General features: G+C 70.9%; 2 protein-coding genes (1 of these 2 cut by a window edge). Both read right to left on the bottom strand.

Annotated elements, in window-relative coordinates; all coding sequences use genetic code 11:
• Positions 1-1,960, bottom strand: the 5' end (the start) of a protein-coding gene (locus A5780_RS32525) for a non-ribosomal peptide synthetase (protein WP_064910975.1). The gene continues 29,786 nt to the left of window position 1, outside the view; 1,960 of the gene's 31,746 nt are visible here — the first part of the coding sequence; the start codon lies at positions 1,958-1,960; the stop codon falls past the left edge of the window.
• Positions 1,960-19,617, bottom strand: a complete 17,658-nt coding sequence (locus tag A5780_RS32520; RefSeq protein ID WP_064910973.1) for a non-ribosomal peptide synthetase — start codon at positions 19,615-19,617, stop codon at positions 1,960-1,962. Before A5780_RS32520 ends, A5780_RS32525 begins: the two co-directional genes overlap by 1 nt.

The following is a 19,617-nucleotide window of genomic DNA, read 5'->3' as shown; positions in this document are numbered from 1 at the left end:
GCAGTTCGGCGAAGATCTCCGCCACCGCCCGCTCGCCCGGGGTCGCCGGTTCGCGGAATTCGCCTGCGGTGTCGCCGAATTCGGGTTCCGGCAGCGCCTTGCGATCCAGTTTGCCGTTGGCGTTGACCGGCATGCGGTCCATGGCGACGAGCAAGGACGGCACCATGTATTCCGGCAGTCGCCGCGCGGCGTCGCCGAGAATCACGCCGGAATCGAGTTCGCATCCGCCGGCCGCCACGGCGTAGCCGATCAGGTGGTCGCCCGTGCTGTGCCGGTACAGCACCACCGCGGCCTGTGCCACCGATTCGTGCGCCAGCAGCGCCGCCTCGACCTCACCCAGTTCGATCCGCAGACCGCGCAGCTTCACCTGGAAGTCGCTGCGGCCCAAGTATTCCAATTCGCGCGGGCCGCCGTCGATACCGCTGTTCCAGCGCACCAGGTCGCCGGTGCGGTACATGCGGTCACCGGGCGCGCCGTGCGGGTTGGCGACGAACCTCTCGGCGGTCAGCCCCGCGCGGCCGAGGTAGCCGCGGGCCAGCTGCACACCGGACAAGTACAGCTCGCCCACCACACCGTCGGGGACGGGTTGCAGATTGTCGTCGAGGACGTGCAGATCGGTGTCGTCGGCCGCGGCGCCGATCGGGACCGAGACCGTATCGGCCGCGGTCACCTCGTGGGCGGTCACGTCGACCGCGGCCTCGGTAGGCCCGTACAGATTGTGCAGGCTCGCCCCGCTCACGTCACGGAAGGCGGCGCCGGTCGCGGCGGGCAGCGCCTCACCGGAGGCGAAAACCGCACGCAGGGAGTCGATATCGCTCATCGCCTCGGCATCCGCGACCGCGGCGGCGAACACCGCCAGCATGGACGGCACGAAATGCGCGATGGTGATGTGCTTGCCGGCGATGGTCCGGATCAGATACGCCGGATCGCGATGGCCGTCCGGCGCGGCGATCACCAGCCGGGCACCGACCTGCAGGGGCCAGAAGAACTCCCACACCGACACGTCGAAGGTGAACGGGGTCTTCTGCAGCACCACATCCGCGGCGTGCATGCGGTAGCACCGCTGCCGCCAGCGCAGATTCGCCACGATGGCGCGGTGCGAGACCGCGACCCCCTTGGGCCGGCCGGTCGAACCCGAGGTGAAGATGACGTAGGCGGTGTTGTCCGGGCGTGCCGGCACCACCTCACCGGACTCCAGCACCGAGATCGAAGCCTCTGTCTCCCAGTCGAATTCGTCCACCCGCAGCACGGGCACACCGTCGAACGAGGGACTGCCGGCATGGGTGAGGACCACGACGGGCGCGGCGATCTCCAGCACGTACGCGATTCGATCGGCGGGATGTTCCGGGTCGATCGGCACGTAGGCGCCACCGGCCTTGTGGATGGCGTACATACCGATCACCAGTTCCAGCGACCGGTGCATGGACACGCCCACCCGCGCATCCGGGCCCACTCCCAGCCGGACCAGCTGCCAGGCCAGCGCGTTCGCCCGGGCGTCGAGTTCGGCGTAGGTGAGGGTGCTGCCGTCGAATTCCACCGCGACCAGACCGGGCGTGCGACGCACCTGCTCGGCGAACAGCGTGGCGAGCGTGTCGGCGGGAGCCAGGCCGGGATCGAGCACATCCGCGGCCGCGGTGAGCGCGTCGTCGAGCAGATCGGAGACGGCGGCGGCCAGTGCGCCCTCCCCCGATTCCAGCAGTGCCGGCAGCCGGCCCGAGATCACCACCTGCACGAGCGCATCGGGGGTCAGCGCATCACCCATCGCCGCGGCCAGCGTGGTCAGCTCCGCGCCCAGCTCGGCATAGGTGATCGCGACGTCCGCGTGCCGCACCGCGACGCGCTGCGGTTCCAGGTCGGCGACGACCTCGATCAGGTACGGCAGATCCGCGATGCCGTAGGCGCCGCGCAGCGCGGGGTGCTCGGTGGACCGGACGGGTGTAACCGACTCTGCATGCGTCATCAGTGGGTTCCTTCCGTGGTGATCACGCCCTGTGCGCGCAGATGCAGGGCCTCGAGCATGGTGGTGAGTCCGCCGGCGCCGGCGGCGAGAACGCCGGGCAGCAGGCCGGCCAGCGCGACGTTGACCAGCGCGTCGGGAGTTGCGTTCGCGCCCATGGCCCGGCCGACGGTGACCAGTTTGTGGTGCAGTTCCGCGAATCCGATTCCGCGCCCGCCGAATTCGACGGCCAGCGAATCGGGCGCCGTTCCGGCCGCGGCGGCGATGAGATCGACCAGATCATCGGGCAGCCGGGTGGTTGCCGCGCGGCCGGTGCGGCGGTTGCGCTCCTCGGCGGTGCGAATGTCGATCGCGCGCACGGTGATCGACGGATCCGCCGCCACCGCCCGCACGATCAGCTGTAGTCGTTCGGCGAACAATCGCACCGTGCGCTCGTCGAAGATGTCGGTGGGATAGCAGAATTGCATCCGCAGCCGCTGCAGTTCACCGTCGGCGCCGAATTCCTCCAGCGCGGTGAGCTGCAGATCGAATTTCGCCTCCGGCAGCGCCGGTTCGAGCGTCTCGACCCGCAGACCGGGCAGTGTGACCGCCGTGGCCGGCAGGTTCTGGAAGGTGAACAGCACCTGGAAGATCGGCGTGTAAGCGCTGGTGCGGGTGCGGCCCAGCGCCTCCACCACCCGTTCGAACGGCAACTCGGTGCGGCCGAGCGCCGCCAGGTCGGCTTCCCGCACACTCCGCAGCAGCTCGGCGAAACTCGTTCGGGCGTCGATCTCGGTGCGCAACGCCACCGTGTTGACGAACATGCCGACCAGATCGTCGAGTTCACGTTCCCCGCGCCCGGCCACCGGCGCGCCGACGACGATGTCGGACTGTCCGGACAGCTTCGCCAGCAGCACCGCGAAGGCGGCGTGCATCGTGGAGAACAGGGTCGTCCCGTGTGCTCGCGCGACACCGGCCAGCTGCGCGACCAGCGGCTGATCGAAGGCGAAGTCGACCGTCGCACCGCGCATCTCGCGGCGGGCGGGACGCGGCCGGTCGGTGGGCAGCGCCAGCTGCTCGGGCGCGCCGGCCAGGCGGTCGCGCCAGTAGCCGAGCTGTTCGGACAGCACGCTGTCCGGGTCGGTCTCGGCGCCGAGTACGGTCCGCATCCATTCGCTGTAGTCGGCGTACTGGATCGGCAGCGGACTCCACTGGGGCGCGGTTCCGGCCAACCGGCTGGTGTAGGCCGCGATCAGATCGCGGGTCAGCGGGGCCATCGAATAGCCGTCGGCACTGATGTGGTGGACCACCACGACGAGGATGTGCTCGTCGTCGGCCACCCGCAGCAGACGCACCCGCACCGGTGGGGCGGCCGTGACGTCGAAGCCGACGGCGACGATCTCGGCGATGCGCTCGTCGATCTCGTCGCGCCGCACCGGCATCGGCTCGAGGCCGACCGGCGTGGCGGGCAGCACCTCCTGCACCGGTTCCGGTTCGCCGGAGGTGGTGCGGGCTTCCGGATACCGGGTGCGCAGGATGTCGTGGCGCTGCACCAGATCCGCGAGCGCGGCCCGGAGGGCGTCGAGTTCCAGCGTCCCGGTCAGGCGCAACGCGACCGGCACGTGATAGGCGGCCGAATCCGGGGCGAGCCGGTTCAGCACCCACATCCGCTGCTGGGCGAGCGACAGCGGTACCGGCACGCCGGTGGTCCGCGGCCGCAGCGGTGGACGGACATCCCGCTCGGCCGCATCGATCCAGGCGGCCAGCGCCGCGACGGTCGGCGCGGTGAAGACCGCGGCGACCGGCACCCGCACGCCCGAGGCCGCACCCAGCCGCGCGGCCAGGCGGGCGGCCGCGAGCGAGTTGCCGCCGAGTTCGAAGAAGTCGGTGTCGGCGCCGATGGGCGACTCGCCGTCGGCGGACCGCCCGACGATATCGGCGAATTCCGCCGCCACCAGGCGTTCGGTCTCGGTATCGGGCGCCCGGAACTCGGCCTCGGACAGCACCGGGGCGGGCAGCCGGTCGCGGTCGACCTTGCCGTTGGCGTTGAGCGGCAGCGCGTCCAGCACCACCACGGCCGCGGGCACCATGTATTTCGGCAGTTCGCTGCCGAGCGCCGCGCGCAGCGTGCCCGCGTCGACATCGGCGCCGGGCACCGCCGCGTAGGCGATCAGGCGCGGTCCCGCGTTGCCGTCGGTGCGGGCCACCGCGACCGCGGCCTCGACGCCGGGCCGGCGCAGCAGGGCCGCCTCCACGTCGCCGAGTTCGATCCGGAAACCACCGATCTTGACCTGGAAGTCGGCCCGCTCCAGATACTCGAGCAGCCCGTCGGCGCGGCGGCGCACGATATCGCCCGTGCGGTACATGCGGCCGCCGTGGAAGGGATCGGCGACGAAACGGCCCGCCGTGAGCGCCGGTTGTTCCGCATAACCGCGGGCCAGCTGGTCGCCGGCCAGATACAGCTCGCCGGGCACGCCCGGCGGCACCGGCCGCAGCCGCCGATCGAGCACATAGGTCCGGCTGTTCCACACCGGCGCGCCGATCGGCACCACCGGCTCCGGATCGGCGCCGACCCGGTGCGAGGTGATCGAGACGGCGGTTTCGGTGGGACCGTAGAGGTTGAACAGCGTTGCGTCGCAGCGGGTTCCGAACTGGCGCGCCGTCGACTGCGGCAGCGCCTCACCGATCGCGAGGACGGCCCGCACCGTCTGCGGCAAGCCGATCTCGTCGGCCAGCAGCATGCCCAGCAGCGAGGGCACCGTGAACAGGATGCTCACCCGGTGCCGCCGCATGAGCTCGCGCAGGTGGTCGGGATCGCGTTCGCTGCCCGGCTCGCTGATCACCAGGGCTCCGCCGCTGACCAGCAGCGACCAGAACTCCCATACCGACAGGTCGAAGGTCGCGGGCGTCTTGAGCAGCGCGCGGTCGGCACTGTCGATGCCGAATTCGCTACGCAGCCACAGCAATTGGTTGACGATCGCGCCGTGCGAGATCGCCACGCCCTTGGGGCGTCCGGTGGAGCCGGAGGTGAACACGACGTAGGCGGTATTCGACGGCCGCAGCGGCGCGAGCCGATCGGCGGCGGTGATCGGCGTGCCCGGATACGCGGACAGATCCGTACCGGGATCCACCGTCGCGATGTCGTCACCCACGCCCGGCACCGCACCGCCGCCCAGGACGCACACCGGCCGCGCGGTCTCGACGATCTGCGCGATCCGATCGGCCGGATGGTCGGGATCGATCGGCACATAGGCGCCGCCGGCCTTGGCCACCGCGAACATGGCGATCACCAGATCGACCGAACGGCGCAGCGCCAGCACCACAGTCGTCTCCGGGCGCACGCCGAGGCCGATGAGGTGACGGGCCAGGCGGTTGACCCGGACGTCGAAGTCGCGATAGCTCAATTCGGCGCCGGCCGCGTCGATCAGCGCCACCGCCGCGGGATTCGCGGCGACCCGGGCATCGAACAGATCCACCAGCGTCGCCTCGGGAACCTCCCGCGCGGTCCGATTGCCGTCCTCGATCACGAACCGGTACTGCTGCTCACCGAGCAGGTCGAGATCGCGAATCCGGGTCGCGGGCGCGGCGGCCACCGCATGTAGGACGCGGTTCACCTGCGCGGCGATCCGCTCGGCGGTCTCGGCGGTGAACAGATCGGTCGCATAGCCGAGAGCCAGCTCGATGCCGGCCGGGACTCCGGACTCGGTGTGGTGGTCGACGGCGAACAGATGCAGATCGAATTGCGCTGTCGTGCTGTCGGATTCGACCTCGGTGACGGTCAGGCCGGGTAGTCGCAGGGTGGCGCGATCGTGGTTCTGGAACGACAGACCCACCTGCACCAGCGGATGCCGAGCGGTCGAGCGGCGCGGATTCAACACCTCGACGAGGCGTTCGAACGGCACATCGGTATGCGAGAGCGCGGCGATATCGGTGGCGCGCACGCCGTCGAGCAGCGTGTCGAAGCGCGCGTCCACATCGACCGCGGTCCGCAACACCACGGTGTTGACGAACATGCCGATGACCTCGTCCAGCGCGGCGTCGTTACGCCCCGCGACGGGCGTGCCCACCGCGATGTCGCCGGTATCGCAGAGCCGGGCCAGCACCGCCGCGAACGCCGCGTGCACGACCATGAACACCGTGGCGCCGGCGCCGCGGCCCACGCCGGCCAGCCGCCGGTGCACCGCGGCGTCGACGGCGAATTCGACGCGGCGGCCGTGCAGGCTCTGCCGGGCCGGGCGAGGCCGGTCGGTCGGCAGGTCGAGCTGATCCGGCAGCCCGGCCAGCGTCTCGCGCCAGAACGCGATCTGCCGGGCGGCCACCGATTCCGCGTCGTCCTCGGCGCCCAGCAGACGCTTCTGCCACAGCGCGTAGTCGGCGTACTGGATCGGCAGCGGCGACCAGCCGGGCCCGTCGGACCGGACCCGTGCCTCGTAGGCGCGCATCAGATCGGCGACGAACGGCACGATCGAGGATCCGTCGGCGCAGATGTGATGCAGCACCGCCGCGAGCACATGCTCGTCGGGGGCGAGTTCGAACACCCGCACCCGCACGGGCACGTCGGTGGTGACGTCGAATCCGGTGCCGAACAACTCCCGGATTCGTTGCGGCAGTGCGTCTTCGGCGACCGGCACGGCCGTCGTGTCGATGTGGACCCGCTCGACCGGCAAGATCACCTGCGCCGGTTCGCCGCCGATCTCGGGGTAGACGGTACGCAGCGATTCGTGCCGCGCCACGACATCACGCAGTGCCGCGGCGAGGGCCTGCTCGTCCAGGTCGCCGGACAGGCGCAGCGCGAGCGGAATGTTGTAGGCGGCCGAGGCGCGGTCGAACCGGTTGAGGAACCACATCCGCTGCTGCGCCGGCGAGAGCGGCAGCCGGGCCGGGCGCGCACCGGCGACCAGGGCCGGCCGGTCACCGCCCGTCAGTGCCGCCACCGCGAGATCGGCGACCCGCGGATTCTCGAACAGCGTGCGCACCGGGACGCTCACACCCAGGGCCGCGCCGATGCGGGCGACGGCCTTGGCCGCCGAGAGCGAGCTGCCGCCGAGGGCGAAGAAGTCGTCGTCGGCGCCCACCGCCCGGTCGGTGCCGAGTTCGCCGAGCACCTCGGTGAACACATCGGCCACGATCTGCTCGGCGGCGGTCGCCGGCCGGCGGTAACCGACCGTCTCGAACACCGGCGCCGGAAGGGCGCGCACGTCGAGCTTTCCGTTGACGGTCAACGGAATTCGGTCGACCGCGACCACGGCGGCCGGAACCATGTGCTCGGGCAGCCGCTCGGCGACCGCGCGGCGCACCGACGCCACGTCGAGGTCGGCGCCCACCGCATATCCGACGATCCGGGCCTCGGCTCCGTCGTCCGCGCGGACCACGACCGCGGCCTGTGCCACCGCGTCCACCGCCATCAGCGCGGCCTCGATCTCGCCGAGTTCCACCCGGAAGCCGCGCAGGTTGACCTGGTGGTCGGCGCGTCCCAGATATTCGAGGTCACCGGTCGCGGTCCACCGCGCGAGGTCACCGGAGCGGTAGGCGAGTGAACCCGCCGTCCCGTAGGGGTCGGCCACGAAGCGCCCCGCGGTCAAGGCGGGCCGCCCCAGATATCCGCGGGCGAGTTGTCCGCCGGAGACGTAGATTTCGCCCGGCACACCCACCGGCACCGGCCGCAGCCGCGAATCGAGCAACCGCACGGTCAGACCCGGCAGGGCGCCTCCGATCACCCCGGCCGCACCGGTGCGCGCGTCGATCGGCCGGAACGACACGTGCACCGTCGTCTCGGTGATGCCGTACATATTGATCAGCCGCGGTGTGTGCGGATACCGCGCCAACCAGTCCCGCAGCCGCGCCGGCTCCAGCGCTTCGCCGCCGAAGATCACACAGCGCAGCCGGTAGTCGGCCGGAGCGTCGGCCAGGTCCGCGCTCATCAGCTGGTAGAACGCCGAGGGCGTCTGGTTGAGGACCGTCACGCCCTCATCGATCAGCAGCTCCCGGAATTGCTGCGGCGACCGGGAGGTGAAGTAGTCGACGACCACGATCCGGCCGCCGTGCAGCAGCGCACCCCACAGTTCCCACACCGAAAAGTCGAAGGCGTAGGAGTGGAACAGCGTCCACACATCGGAGTGGTCGAAACCGAATCGCTCGCGGGAATTGTCCAGCAGCCGAATCACATTGGCGTGCGGAATCTGCACACCCTTGGGTCGGCCGGTGGAACCGGAGGTGTAGATGACGTAGGCGGTGTTGTCCGGGCGCAGCGGCGAGCGGCGGTCGGCATCGGTGATCGGCGCGGTGTCCAGCTCCTGCCAGGACACGGTGTCCAGGTCGATTACCGGGCCGTCGAACCAGCCGCGGGCCGGGCCGTCCGTACCGGTGATCGCGCACACCGGCCGGGCGTCGGCGAGGATGTATTCGATCCGGTCGCCGGGGTAGTCCGGATCGATCGGCAGATAACCGGCGCCGGATTCGACGACCGCGAGCAGTGCGACGATCAGGTCGGCCGAGCGTGGCAGCGCCACGGCGACCAGTGTTTCCGGACCGGCGCCGGCCGCGATCAGGCGCCGGGCGAGGCCGTGGGCACGGTCCTCGAGTTCGCCGTAGGTGAGGGCCGCGTCGCCGGCCCGCACCGCGACGGCCGTTCGGTCCGCCCGCGCGGCCGCCGCGAAACGCGCTGCGATGGTGGTCGTTTCGGAACGATCGTCGCCGCTGACGGACCATTCGTACAGCGCGCGATGCTGTTCCTCGGCGCTGAGCAACTGGATGTCGCCGACCACGACGGTGTGGTCGTGGCTGACCGCGGCCAGCACCTGCTCGAAGCGCCGGGCCAGCTCCGCGATCGTCGACGCATCGAAAAGATCGGCGGCATAGGTGATCTCGACCGACATCCCGCCCGCACGACCGTCGTCGTCGATGGACTCGACCAGCGTGAACTGGAGGTCGAACGCGACGGCGGCCGCGTCGACCGCCTCGGGCGTGACGTGCAGCCCCGCCAACTCGACCTCGGGCAGGGTGAAGTTCTGGAAGGTCAGCGCCACCTGGAACAGCGGATGACGGCTCGCCGTGCGGGCCGGCGCCAGCATCTCCACCACCTGCTCGAACGGCACGTCCACCTGCGACAGGGCCGAAATATCCTGCGCGCGAACGGTATCGAGCACGGTGTGGAAGTGCTCACGACTGTCGATCTCGCTGCGCAACACGATGGTGTTGACGAACATGCCGACCATCGGGTCCAGCGCGGCCTCGCCGCGCCCGGCCACCGGGGTGCCGATCGCGATATCGGAGGTGCCCGACATGCGCGACAGCAGCACCGCCAGCGCGGCATGCACCGTGCTGAACAGGGTGGTCTCGTGTTTGCGGGCCAGTTCGCCCAGTTCGCTGTGCAGATCGGAGTCGATCTGGAAGCGGTGGCTGCCACCGCGGTACGACGGTGTCGCGGGACGCGGCCGATCGGTGGGCAGTTCCAGCTGTTCCGGCAGCCCGGCCAGGCGGGTGCGCCAGAATTCGCGCTGGCGGGACAGTTCGGATTCCGGATCGGCCGGATCGCCGAGGACTTCCGCCTGCCACAGCGTGTAGTCGCGGTAGCGCACCGGCAGGTCCTGCCAGCCGGGCGCGCGTCCGTCGCGGCGCGCGGCGTACGCGGCCGTCACATCCGCGGCCAAGGGGCCCAGGGAAAGGCCGTCCGCGCAGATGTGATGCAGGACCAGCAGCAGTACGTGATGATCAGCGGACAGCGCGAAAAGCTCGGCGCGCAAGCCGGTTTCGACGGTGAGGTCGAATTCGGTGGCGCAGATCCCGGCGATGCGCTCGGCCAGCGTCTGCTCGCTCACCGCGGCCACGCGCAACGCCGGGATGTGCGCCGCGGCGGGCTCGACGACCTGCACCGGCCCGTCCGCGGTATCGGGGTAGCGGGTGCGCAACGTCTCGTGCCGCTCCACCACATCGGCCAGGGCCGCGCGCAGGGCGTCGATATCCAGTGCTCCGCGCAATCGCAGCGCCAGCGGGATGACGTCGACCGCGGCGGCCGCCCGCTCGTCGGCGCGGAAGCGGTTGAGGAACCAGATCCGCCGCTGTGCCGCCGAGAGCGGCACCTGCTCCGGCAGCGTGCGCGCGGTCAGCGGCGCGCGCGCACCGGTGCCGGCCAGCAGCTCGGCCCGCGCCGCCAGCTCGGTCACCGTGGTGGCCTCGAACAGCAGGCGAACCGGCAGCTGCGTGTCCAGAGCGGCGCCGATGCGGGCCAGCACCTGGGTGGCGAGCAGCGAATTGCCGCCGAGGTCGAAGAAATCGTCGTCGCGCCCTACGCGCTCGGCGCCCAGCACCTCCGCGAAGACCTCGGCGACCACGGCTTCGGCCGCCGTCGCCGGCGCGTGATATTCGCGCGCCTGCCAGACCGGATCGGGCAGGGCGCCGCGGTCCAGCTTGCCCGAGCCGTTGAGCGGGAACGCGTCGAGTACGACGTAGGCCGCGGGGAGCATGTAGGCCGGTAGTCGCTGCGCCAGTGTGGCTTTCACCGCGTCGATATCGATGCCTGCGCCGTCGGCGGGCAGCAGATACGCGACCAGCCGGTCACCGGTCTGCGGATCGTGGCGAACGATCACCACGGCCTGTGCGATCTCGGGCACGGCGGTGAGCGCCGCTTCGATCTCGCCCAATTCGATGCGCAGGCCGCGCACCTTGACCTGAAAGTCGGTGCGGCCCAGATACTTCAGTTCACCACGCGGATTCCACGCCACCAGATCGCCGGTGCGGTAGAGCCGCTCTCCGGTACCGAACGGATCGGCCACGAACCGTTCGGCGGTGATGTCGGGGCGGCCGACGTACCCTTCGGCCAGTTGCGTGCCGGCCAGGTACAGCTCACCGGCGACGCCCACCGGCACCGGCCGCAGCCGCGCGTCCAGCACGTACAGCCGGGTGTTGAACACCGGGCGGCCGATCGGCACGGTCGCGGTGTCGGTGTCGACGACCTCGTGGCCAGTGACGTCGACCGCGGCCTCGGTCGGCCCGTAGAGGTTGTGCAGTCGCGCACCGGTGACCGCCCGCAGGCGCTGCGCGACCTCCGCGGGTAGCGCCTCACCGGAGGCGAACACCGTCCGCAGCGAACCCGACCGCGCGTGCGCGAGGAACACCGCGAGCATCGAGGGCACGAAATGCGCCACCGAAACGTGTTCGGCGCGAATCAGTTCGGCGAGGTAGGCGGGGTCGCGATGGCCGTCGGGCCGGGCCACCACGAGCCGGGCGCCGACCTGCAACGGCCAGAAGAACTCCCACACCGACACGTCGAAGGTCGCCGGAGTCTTCTGCAGTACGACGTCGGCGGCGGCCAGTTCGTACTCGGCCTGCATCCACACCAGCCGGTTCACGATCGCCCGGTGGCTCACCGCCACACCCTTGGGTTTGCCCGTCGAGCCCGAGGTGAAGATGACATAGGCGGGATGGCCCGGCCGCAGCGGTCGCAGCCGGTCGGCGTCGGTGAGCGGCGCCGACGAGTAGTCGCCGGTGTCGAACAGGTCGATATCGAGGACCGCGCAGTGACTGACCAGACCGCTCGTATCGAGATCGAGCCCATCGGTGGAGCGGGTCAGCACGCACACCGGCCGCGCGGTGCGCAGTACGTCACCGATGCGCCGGGCGGGATGGTCGGGGTCGAGCGGTACGTAGGCGGCGCCCGCGGCGACCACCGCGTACATGGCGACCACCAGATCGTCGCTGCGGCGGATGCCCAGGGCCACCGTGCGGCCGGGGCCGACGCCGATCGAAACCAGCAGCCGCGCCAGTCGATTCACCCGCGCCGAGAAGCCGGCATAGGTCCATTCGGCGCCCTCGAAGCGCAGGGCGACGGCATTCGGGCTGCGCCGCGCCTGCTCGGCGAACAGGTCGGCCAGTGTGGTCGCCGGCACCTCGTGGGCGGTGTCGTTCCATGCGCCGAGGATTTCTTCGCGTTCGGCGGCCGACATCGGTTCGATATCGCCGATGGGCCGTTCCGGCTGTGCGAGGAGGGCTTCCAGTACCAGGCGGAACCGGCGCGCGAATCCCGCGACGGTCGGCTCGTCGAACAGGTCCGTCGCATATTCGAAGACCGCCGCCAGGCTGCCGTCGGCCGCTTCCTCGGCCGTCAGGTGCAGGTCGAATTTGGCGGTGCCGGAATCGAGTTCGAGCGTCGTCGCGCGCAGCCCCGGCAGTCGCGGTTCGCCGGCGGCGGCCTGGCGCAGATCCAGCATCACCTGGAACAGCGGGTGCCGGGCCGCCGAGCGCATCGGATTCAGCACCTCGACCAGACGCTCGAACGGAACGTCGCGGTGGGCGAAGGCGCGCAGGTCGCCCTCGCGCACGGCGTCGAGCAGTGCGGTGAACGAGGACTCGGGCGCGACGTCGGCGCGCAGCACCAGCGTATTGACGAACATGCCGACCAGATCGTCGAGCGAGGCCTCACCCCGGCCGGCGATCGGCGTGCCGATCGCGATATCGCGCTGCCCGGACAGTTTCGCCAGCACCACCGCGAAGGCGGCGTGCAGCGCCATGAAGAAGGTGGCGCCGGTCCGCTCGGCCCGCTCACGCAGCGCGGAGACGGTCTCGGCGGGCACCGCGAAGCGGTATCGGGCGCCGCGGCCCGTCGCCGTCGCCGGCCGCGGCCGATCGCCCGGCAGGGCCAGCACGTCGGGCAGGCCCGCCAGTTCGCCTGCCCAGAACCGGATCTGCTCGGCGATGGGTGAATTCGGATCGTCCTCGGAGCCGAGCACGGCCCGCTGCCAGAGCGCGAAGTCGGCGTACTGCACGGGCAGCGGCAGCCACTGCGGCGCCCGGCCGGCCGTGCGCGCGGCATAGGCCTGCATCAGATCCCGCGTCAGCGGCGCGATCGACCAGCCGTCCGCAGCGATGTGGTGAATGGAGACGACGAGCACGTGCACATCGGCGGCGCTACGCAGCAGTGCCGTCCGGATCGGCGCCTGGTCGCGCACCGCGAAGGCGACGGCCGCCTCGGCCCGCAGGCGCTGCGCCAACTCGTCCTCGGACACCGGCTGCGGCGCCAGGTCGACCACCACGTCCGCCGGGTCGAGTACCTGCTGGAAGGGCACGCCGTCGACGGCGGGATACCGGGTACGCAGGGCCTCGTGCCGCGCCAGCACATCGCGCACCGCCGCGGCGAGGGCGGTGACATCCAGCTCGCCCCGCAGCCGGATGGCGGTGGTCAGATTGTCGACCGCCGATTCGGTGTCGAACTGGTTGAGGAACCACATCCGCTGCTGCGCGTAGGACAGCGGCAGCCGCTCCGGCCGTGGTCCGGCGGTCAACGCGCGATGCCGGCGGGGAGACGAATCCCGCAGTCGCCGGGCAAGATTCGCGACCACCGGGTGCTCGAACAGCAGGCGCACCGCGACCTCGCGGTCCAGCGCCTCGGCCAGCCGGGCCGACACCTGGGTCGCCACCAGCGAATTGCCGCCGAGGGCGAAGAAGTCGTCGTCGAGCCCGACCTGTTCGGCGCCCAGCACAGCGGCGAAGACCGCCGCCACGGCCTTCTCCTCGGCGCTCTCCGGCGCACGGAACCGTTCGGTGGCCAGTACCGGATCGGGAAGGGCGGCGCGATCGAGTTTGCCGGAGGCCGTCAGCGGCATGGCCGCCAGCGCGACGTAGGCGCTGGGCACCGTGTACGACGGCAGCCGATCCCGCAGCCTGCTTTCGGCGAGGGTCCGCGGATCGCCGTCGCACACCGCATAGGCCACCAGCAGATCGCCGGCCCGATGCCGGTACACCCGCACCGCTGCCGCGTCGATGCCGGGCGTGGCCAGCAGCGCCGCCTCGATCTCGCCCAATTCGATGCGCTGGCCCCGCACCTTCACCTGGAAGTCGCTGCGCCCCAGATATTCCAGATCCCCGTTGCGGAGGCGGCGCACCAGGTCGCCGGTGCGGTACATGCGAGCACCCGCGGGGCCGAACGGATCGGCCACGAATCGCTGGGCGGTCGCACCGGTCCGGCGGTGGTACCCCCGGGCGACCTGCGCACCGGACAGGTACAGCTCGCCGATCACCAGATCGGGGACGGGCCGCAGCTGCCGGTCGAGCACCAGAATGTGGCTGTCGCGCACCGGCTTACCGATCGGCGCGGGACCGATGCGGTCCGGCGCAACCGGCGCGTGGGTGGCGTGCACGGTGAATTCCGTGGGCCCGTACAGATTGTGCACGGCGGCATCGCTCACCGCGGCGAACGCCCGCACGGCCTCTCCGTTGAGGGCCTCGCCGGCGACGAGAACACACCGCAGCGTGCGGATATCGGCCGGTGTCACGGTGTTCGCGAAAGTCGCCAGCAGCGACGGTACGAACGAGATCATGGTCACGGCGTGCCGGGCGATGGTCGCGGCCAGATACGCGGTGTCGCGATGCCCGTCGGGTGCGGCGACCACCAGCCGCGCTCCGCTGCCGAGCGGCGCGAACAGCTCCCATACCGAAACGTCGAAGGTCGCCGGGGTCTTGAACAGCACCACGTCCCGCTCACCGATCCCGTATTCAGCGGCGATCCAGGCGATCTGGTTGTCGAGCGAACCGCGCTGGACGGCAACGCCTTTCGGCGTTCCGGTGGAGCCGGAGGTGAAGATGACGTATGCGGTGTCGGCCGACCGCACCGGGGCGATCCGGTCGGCGTCGGTGAGCGGGCGATCGGACAGGCCGTCGAGCTCGAGCGCATCGATCGCGATTCGCGGAATGTCCAGATCGGGCGCATCCCCGGCGGTCAGCATGCATACCGGCGCGGCGGTCTCGGCCATCTGCCGCAACCGGGCCGTCGGCTGATCCGGGTCGACCGGTACGTACGCCCCGCCGGCGGCCAGCACGGCGTAGGCGGCGATCACCAACTCGGCCGACCGGCGCATCCCCAGGACGACCAGCGACTCCGGGCCGACGCCCGCGCCGACGAGATGGCGGGCCAGGCGGTTGATCCGCGCCGACAGTTCGGCGTACGTGTATTGCCGCTCGCCGTCGACCACGGCCACCGCATCGGGCCGCAGGAGGGCCTGCCGCTCGAACGCGGTGAGCACGTCGGGAGCCGTTTCCCCCGCGCCGCGGCGGCCGGCGTCGATCGTGCGCCGCAACTCGGCGGCGTCGAGCAGCGGCAGCCGGCCCACCACACGAGTGGGCTCGGCGACCACCTGGACGAGCAGTTGCCGCCACCACCGCGCATACGCCGCGATGGTGTCCGACTCGAAAAGATCTGTGGCGTAGGTGAACTCCGCCGTGATCCCCGCCGGTGCCGGACCTTCCCCGGGACCGGCACCGGCGAAGCTTTCGGTGACCGTCAGTTGAAGGTCGAACTTGGTCACCGCCGTGTCCAGGGTACTCGTCCGCACGGACAATCCGGGTAACTCGACGGCGATGTCCTGAGTGTCGGCCACACCCAGCATCACCTGGAACAACGGGTGGCGGGCCTGCGAACGGACCGGGTTCAGCGCCTCCACCAACTGTTCGAACGGCAGATCGGCGTGCGCGAAGGCGCCCAGGTCCACCGCCCGGACCCGTTGCAGCAGAGCGGTGAACGGTTCGTCGGCCGCCACTCGGGTGCGCAGCACCAGCGTGTTGACGAACATGCCGATCAGATCGTCGAGTTCGCGGTGACCACGCCCGGCCACCGGAGTGCCGATCACGATGTCGTCGCCGCCCGAGATCCGCGCGAGCAGCGCGGCCAGCGCGCCGTGCAGCACCATGAAGGTCGAAACACCTTGGGCACGGGCGAGTTCGGAGATCGCCGCGTGCAGGTCCGCGGGTAGGTCGAAGCGATAGGTGGCGCCCCGGCCGGCGGCCACCGCGGGCCGCGGCCGATCGGCGGGCAGGTCCAGCTGGTCGGGAATACCCGCCAGCGTGTGCGCCCAGTAGCCGAGCTGCTGGGCGGCCAGGGATTCGGGATCTTCGGAGATACCGAGCCGATCCCGTTGCCACAGCGCGTAATCGGCGTACTGCACCGCCGGCAGCGCCTCGGGGGCGTCGATACCCGACCGGCGGCGGGTATAGGCCGCGGCCACATCCCGCGCCAGCACCGGCAGCGAGAGTCCGTCCGCGGCGATGTGGTGCAGCACGATCGCCAGCGCGACATCATCGGCGGCGAGTTCGAAAATCGTCGCTCGCAACGGGATTTCGGCGGTCAGATCGAACCCGCGTGCCGCCAGGCGCGTCAACTCCGCATCGAGGCCCTCCGCCGCAACGGTTTCCACCGCGAAGGACTCCGGCCCGACCTGCCCGGCGGGGAGAATATGCTGCCGGGCCACGAGCTCGTCGTCCGCCGGAAAGACGGTGCGCAACACCTCGTGGCGGGCCACCACATCGGCCAGGGCCGCTCGCAGGGCCTCGGTGTCCACCGCGCCGGTCATCCGGACCACGAACGGCATGTTGTAGCCGGCGCTGTCCTCCTCGAACCGGTTGAGGAACCAGATGCGCTGCTGCGCGGGCGAGAGCGGCAGCACCTGCGGTCGCGGCCCGGCGACCGGCCCGGCGCTCTCGTGCATGTCCTCGGTTTCGAAGGCGCGGTCGATCAGCTCGGCCAGCGCCTCGACCGTGGTGGCCTCGAACAGTTCCCGCACGGTCAGCGCGCAGCCGAGGTCGGCGTTCAATCGTGCCGCCACCTGCGTCGCGACCAGCGAATTACCGCCCAGGGCGAAGAAGTCGTCGTCGAGTCCGAGGCGCTCACGGCCGAGCACCTCACCGAACACCTCGGCGACCGCCCGCTCCGAGACCGACTGCGGGCGGCGGTACTGTCCGGCCGTCCGCTCGGGCGCGGGAAGCGCGGCCCGATCGAGTTTGCCGGAGGCGTTGACCGGCAGCGATGCCAGCATCACATATGCCGCCGGCACCATATAGCCGGGCAACTCGCGCGCGGCCGCGCCGCGCACGCGCGCCACGTCGACCGCGCCGGCGGTGGTCTCGACCAGATAGGCCACCAGTTGCGCACCGGTGCCGGCATCGTCGCGCACCACGACCACCGCGCGCGCGACCCCGGGCACCGCGCCGAGCACCGCTTCGATCTCGCCGAGTTCGATCCGCAGCCCGCGCAGTTTGACCTGAAAATCGGTGCGGCCCAGATACTCGAGCTCACCGTCGGCCGTCCAGCGGACCAGATCCCCGGTGCGATACATCCGCGCCCCGGGGCCGGCCTCCGTCTCACTGTCCGCGAACGGATCGGCGACGAACCGTTCGGCGGTCAGCTCCGGCCTCCCGACGTAGCCCCGGGCGAGCTGAACCCCCGACAGATACAGCTCACCCGGAACGCCGACGGGCACCGGCTGCAACCGTGCGTCGAGCACGTACAGCCGGGTGTTGAAAACCGGTGCGCCGATCGGCACACCGGTGGTATCGAGCGGGCCCACCTGATGCGCGGTGACATCGACCGCTGCCTCGGTGGGTCCGTACAGATTGTGCAGCCGCGCGCGGGGCGCCGCGGCCCGCAGTCGCTGCGCCAGCGGTCCGGGCAACGCCTCACCGGACGCGAACACCGCACGCAGCGAACTCAATTCGGAGGCGTCGACCACGCCGCCGAGGAAGGCCGCCAGCATCGAAGGCACGAAATGCGCGATGGTGACACCGAATTCGGCGATCACCGCGCGCAGGTAGGCCGGGTCGCGATGCCCGTCGGGCGTCGCCAGCACCAGGCTCGCGCCGACCTGCAACGGCCAGAAGAACTCCCACACCGACACGTCGAACGTGGCGGGGGTCTTCTGCAGGACGACGTCCGCGGCGGTGAGCCGGTAGGCGCTCTGCATCCAGACCAGCCGGTTGACGATCGCGGCATGGGTGACCGCGACGCCCTTCGGCCGCCCGGTGGAGCCGGAGGTGAAGATGACGTACGCGGGATGCTGCGGCCGCAGCGGCGAGATCCGCTCGGCGTCGGTCACCGGCCCCGCGGACAGCGCCGACAGGTCCAGTTCGTCGATGTCGATCCACCGGGTGTCACCGTCGCCGTGATCGCCGGCGGTGGTCAGCACGCAGACCGGCTTCGCGGTCTCGAGCACGTAGCCGATGCGTTCGGCGGGATGGTCGGGGTCCAGCGGCACATACGCCGCACCCGCCGCCAGTACCGCGTACATCGCGACCACGAGCTCCGGGGAACGCCGAATATGCAGCGCCACCGTGGTTTCCGGTCCGGCGCCGCGCGCGATCAGACAGCGCGCGAGCCGGTTGACCTCGGCCGCGAACCCGGCGTAGCCGAGGGTCCGCGATCCGCGCAGCGCGACGGCCTCCGGGGTCCGCGCCGCCTGGCGCTCGAACATCGACACCAGGGTCGCGTCCGCACCCGCAAGGGCGGCGATATCCACCTCGGTGGCATTCCAGATCCGGAGGCTGACCTCACGCTCCAGATCGGTCGTGACCGCGACCGACGACAGCGGCCGCTCGGGATCGAGGTCGACCAGCCGCTCCAGGAACCGCACGAAGCGGGCGTGATGGCGGGCGATGTCGTCGGCGCGGTACAGATTCGGGTTGGCCTCGAAGTCGACGTGCACCCGGTCGCTGTCGCCGTAGTAGACGTTGAGGCTCATATCCTCGACCGGCCCGGTCGAGAGCACGTGGTAGCGGCCGGTGGTATCGCCCAGGGTCAGGTCACTGCGGAACAGCATGATGTTGGCCAGTGGCCCGAACAGCGCGCGGCGGGTGGCCAGGCCTTCCATGCCGGCGTCGCGGCGGATGTCCTCGTGCCGGTAGCGCTGATGCCGCAGGGCCCCGGCCACCTCGACCCGGGTCTGCTGCAACAGCTGCGCCCAGGTGGCCTGCCCGACCTGCAACCGCAGCGGGACGATATTGGAGAGCATGCCGGCCGAGCGCCGCATGACGGCCGTCGTGCGGGCGGTCACCGGCAGGCTCAGCACCGCCTCGTCGCGTCCGGTCAGCCGGGCCAGATAGGCCGCGAAGGCCGCGAGCAACACCACGGCCGCAGTCGAATCATGCGCTGTCGCAAGGTCGTTCATTCGGGTGGCGATCTTGTCCGGCAGCCGGCGGCCGTAGACCAGGTTTCCGGCCGCGCGGGGTGCGCTGCGGCCGTTGAGCGTGGTCGCGCCGTCCAGATCGCGGACCCGCTCGCCCCAGTACCCGCGATCGGAGCCGAACCGGGTGCTGTCGCGGTAGCCGCGTTCACCCTCGACCAGCGATTCGAGGCTGCCGGCCTTGGCGGGTTCGGGTTCGATGCCGCGCAGCTCGGCGGTGTAGCGCTCGGCGACGCGCATGGTGTTGGTCAGGGCGCCGAATCCGTCGAGAACGATGTGGTGGGCGCGCAGATACCAGAACCAGCGCCGTTCACCGACCCGCAGCACGGCGCCGGCGAACAGCCGGTCCGTCAGCAGATCCACCGGCCGCGTGTAGTCCGCGCGCATCCAGTCGTGGGCCGCCGCGACCGGATCGGGGGCGTCGCGCAGATCGACCGGCACGATGTCGACGGGTAGCCGCGGGTCCACGCACTGATACGGCTCGCCGTCGACTTCGCCGAGCCGCACCACCGTGGACCCGAACTCCCGGGCCGCCTCGACCGAGACCTTTTGCAGCACTTCGACATCGAGGTCTCCGTGCACGTCGACGTACTGGGCGATGTTGATCGGAGTCCGCGGATCGAGCAGCTGGGCGTACCAGACGCCGAGCTGCGCCGGCGTCAACGGGAACGGCGACGGATCCGATGTGATCTCGGCGCCGTGACCTTCACCCGGACCGAAACCGCTCAACTCCGAACTCTGCAC

It is taken from the genome of Nocardia sp. 852002-20019_SCH5090214, assembly GCF_001665865.1.
In the GTDB taxonomy this organism is placed as follows: domain Bacteria; phylum Actinomycetota; class Actinomycetes; order Mycobacteriales; family Mycobacteriaceae; genus Nocardia; species Nocardia nova.
This window is presented reverse-complemented; position numbering and strand designations above follow the sequence as displayed.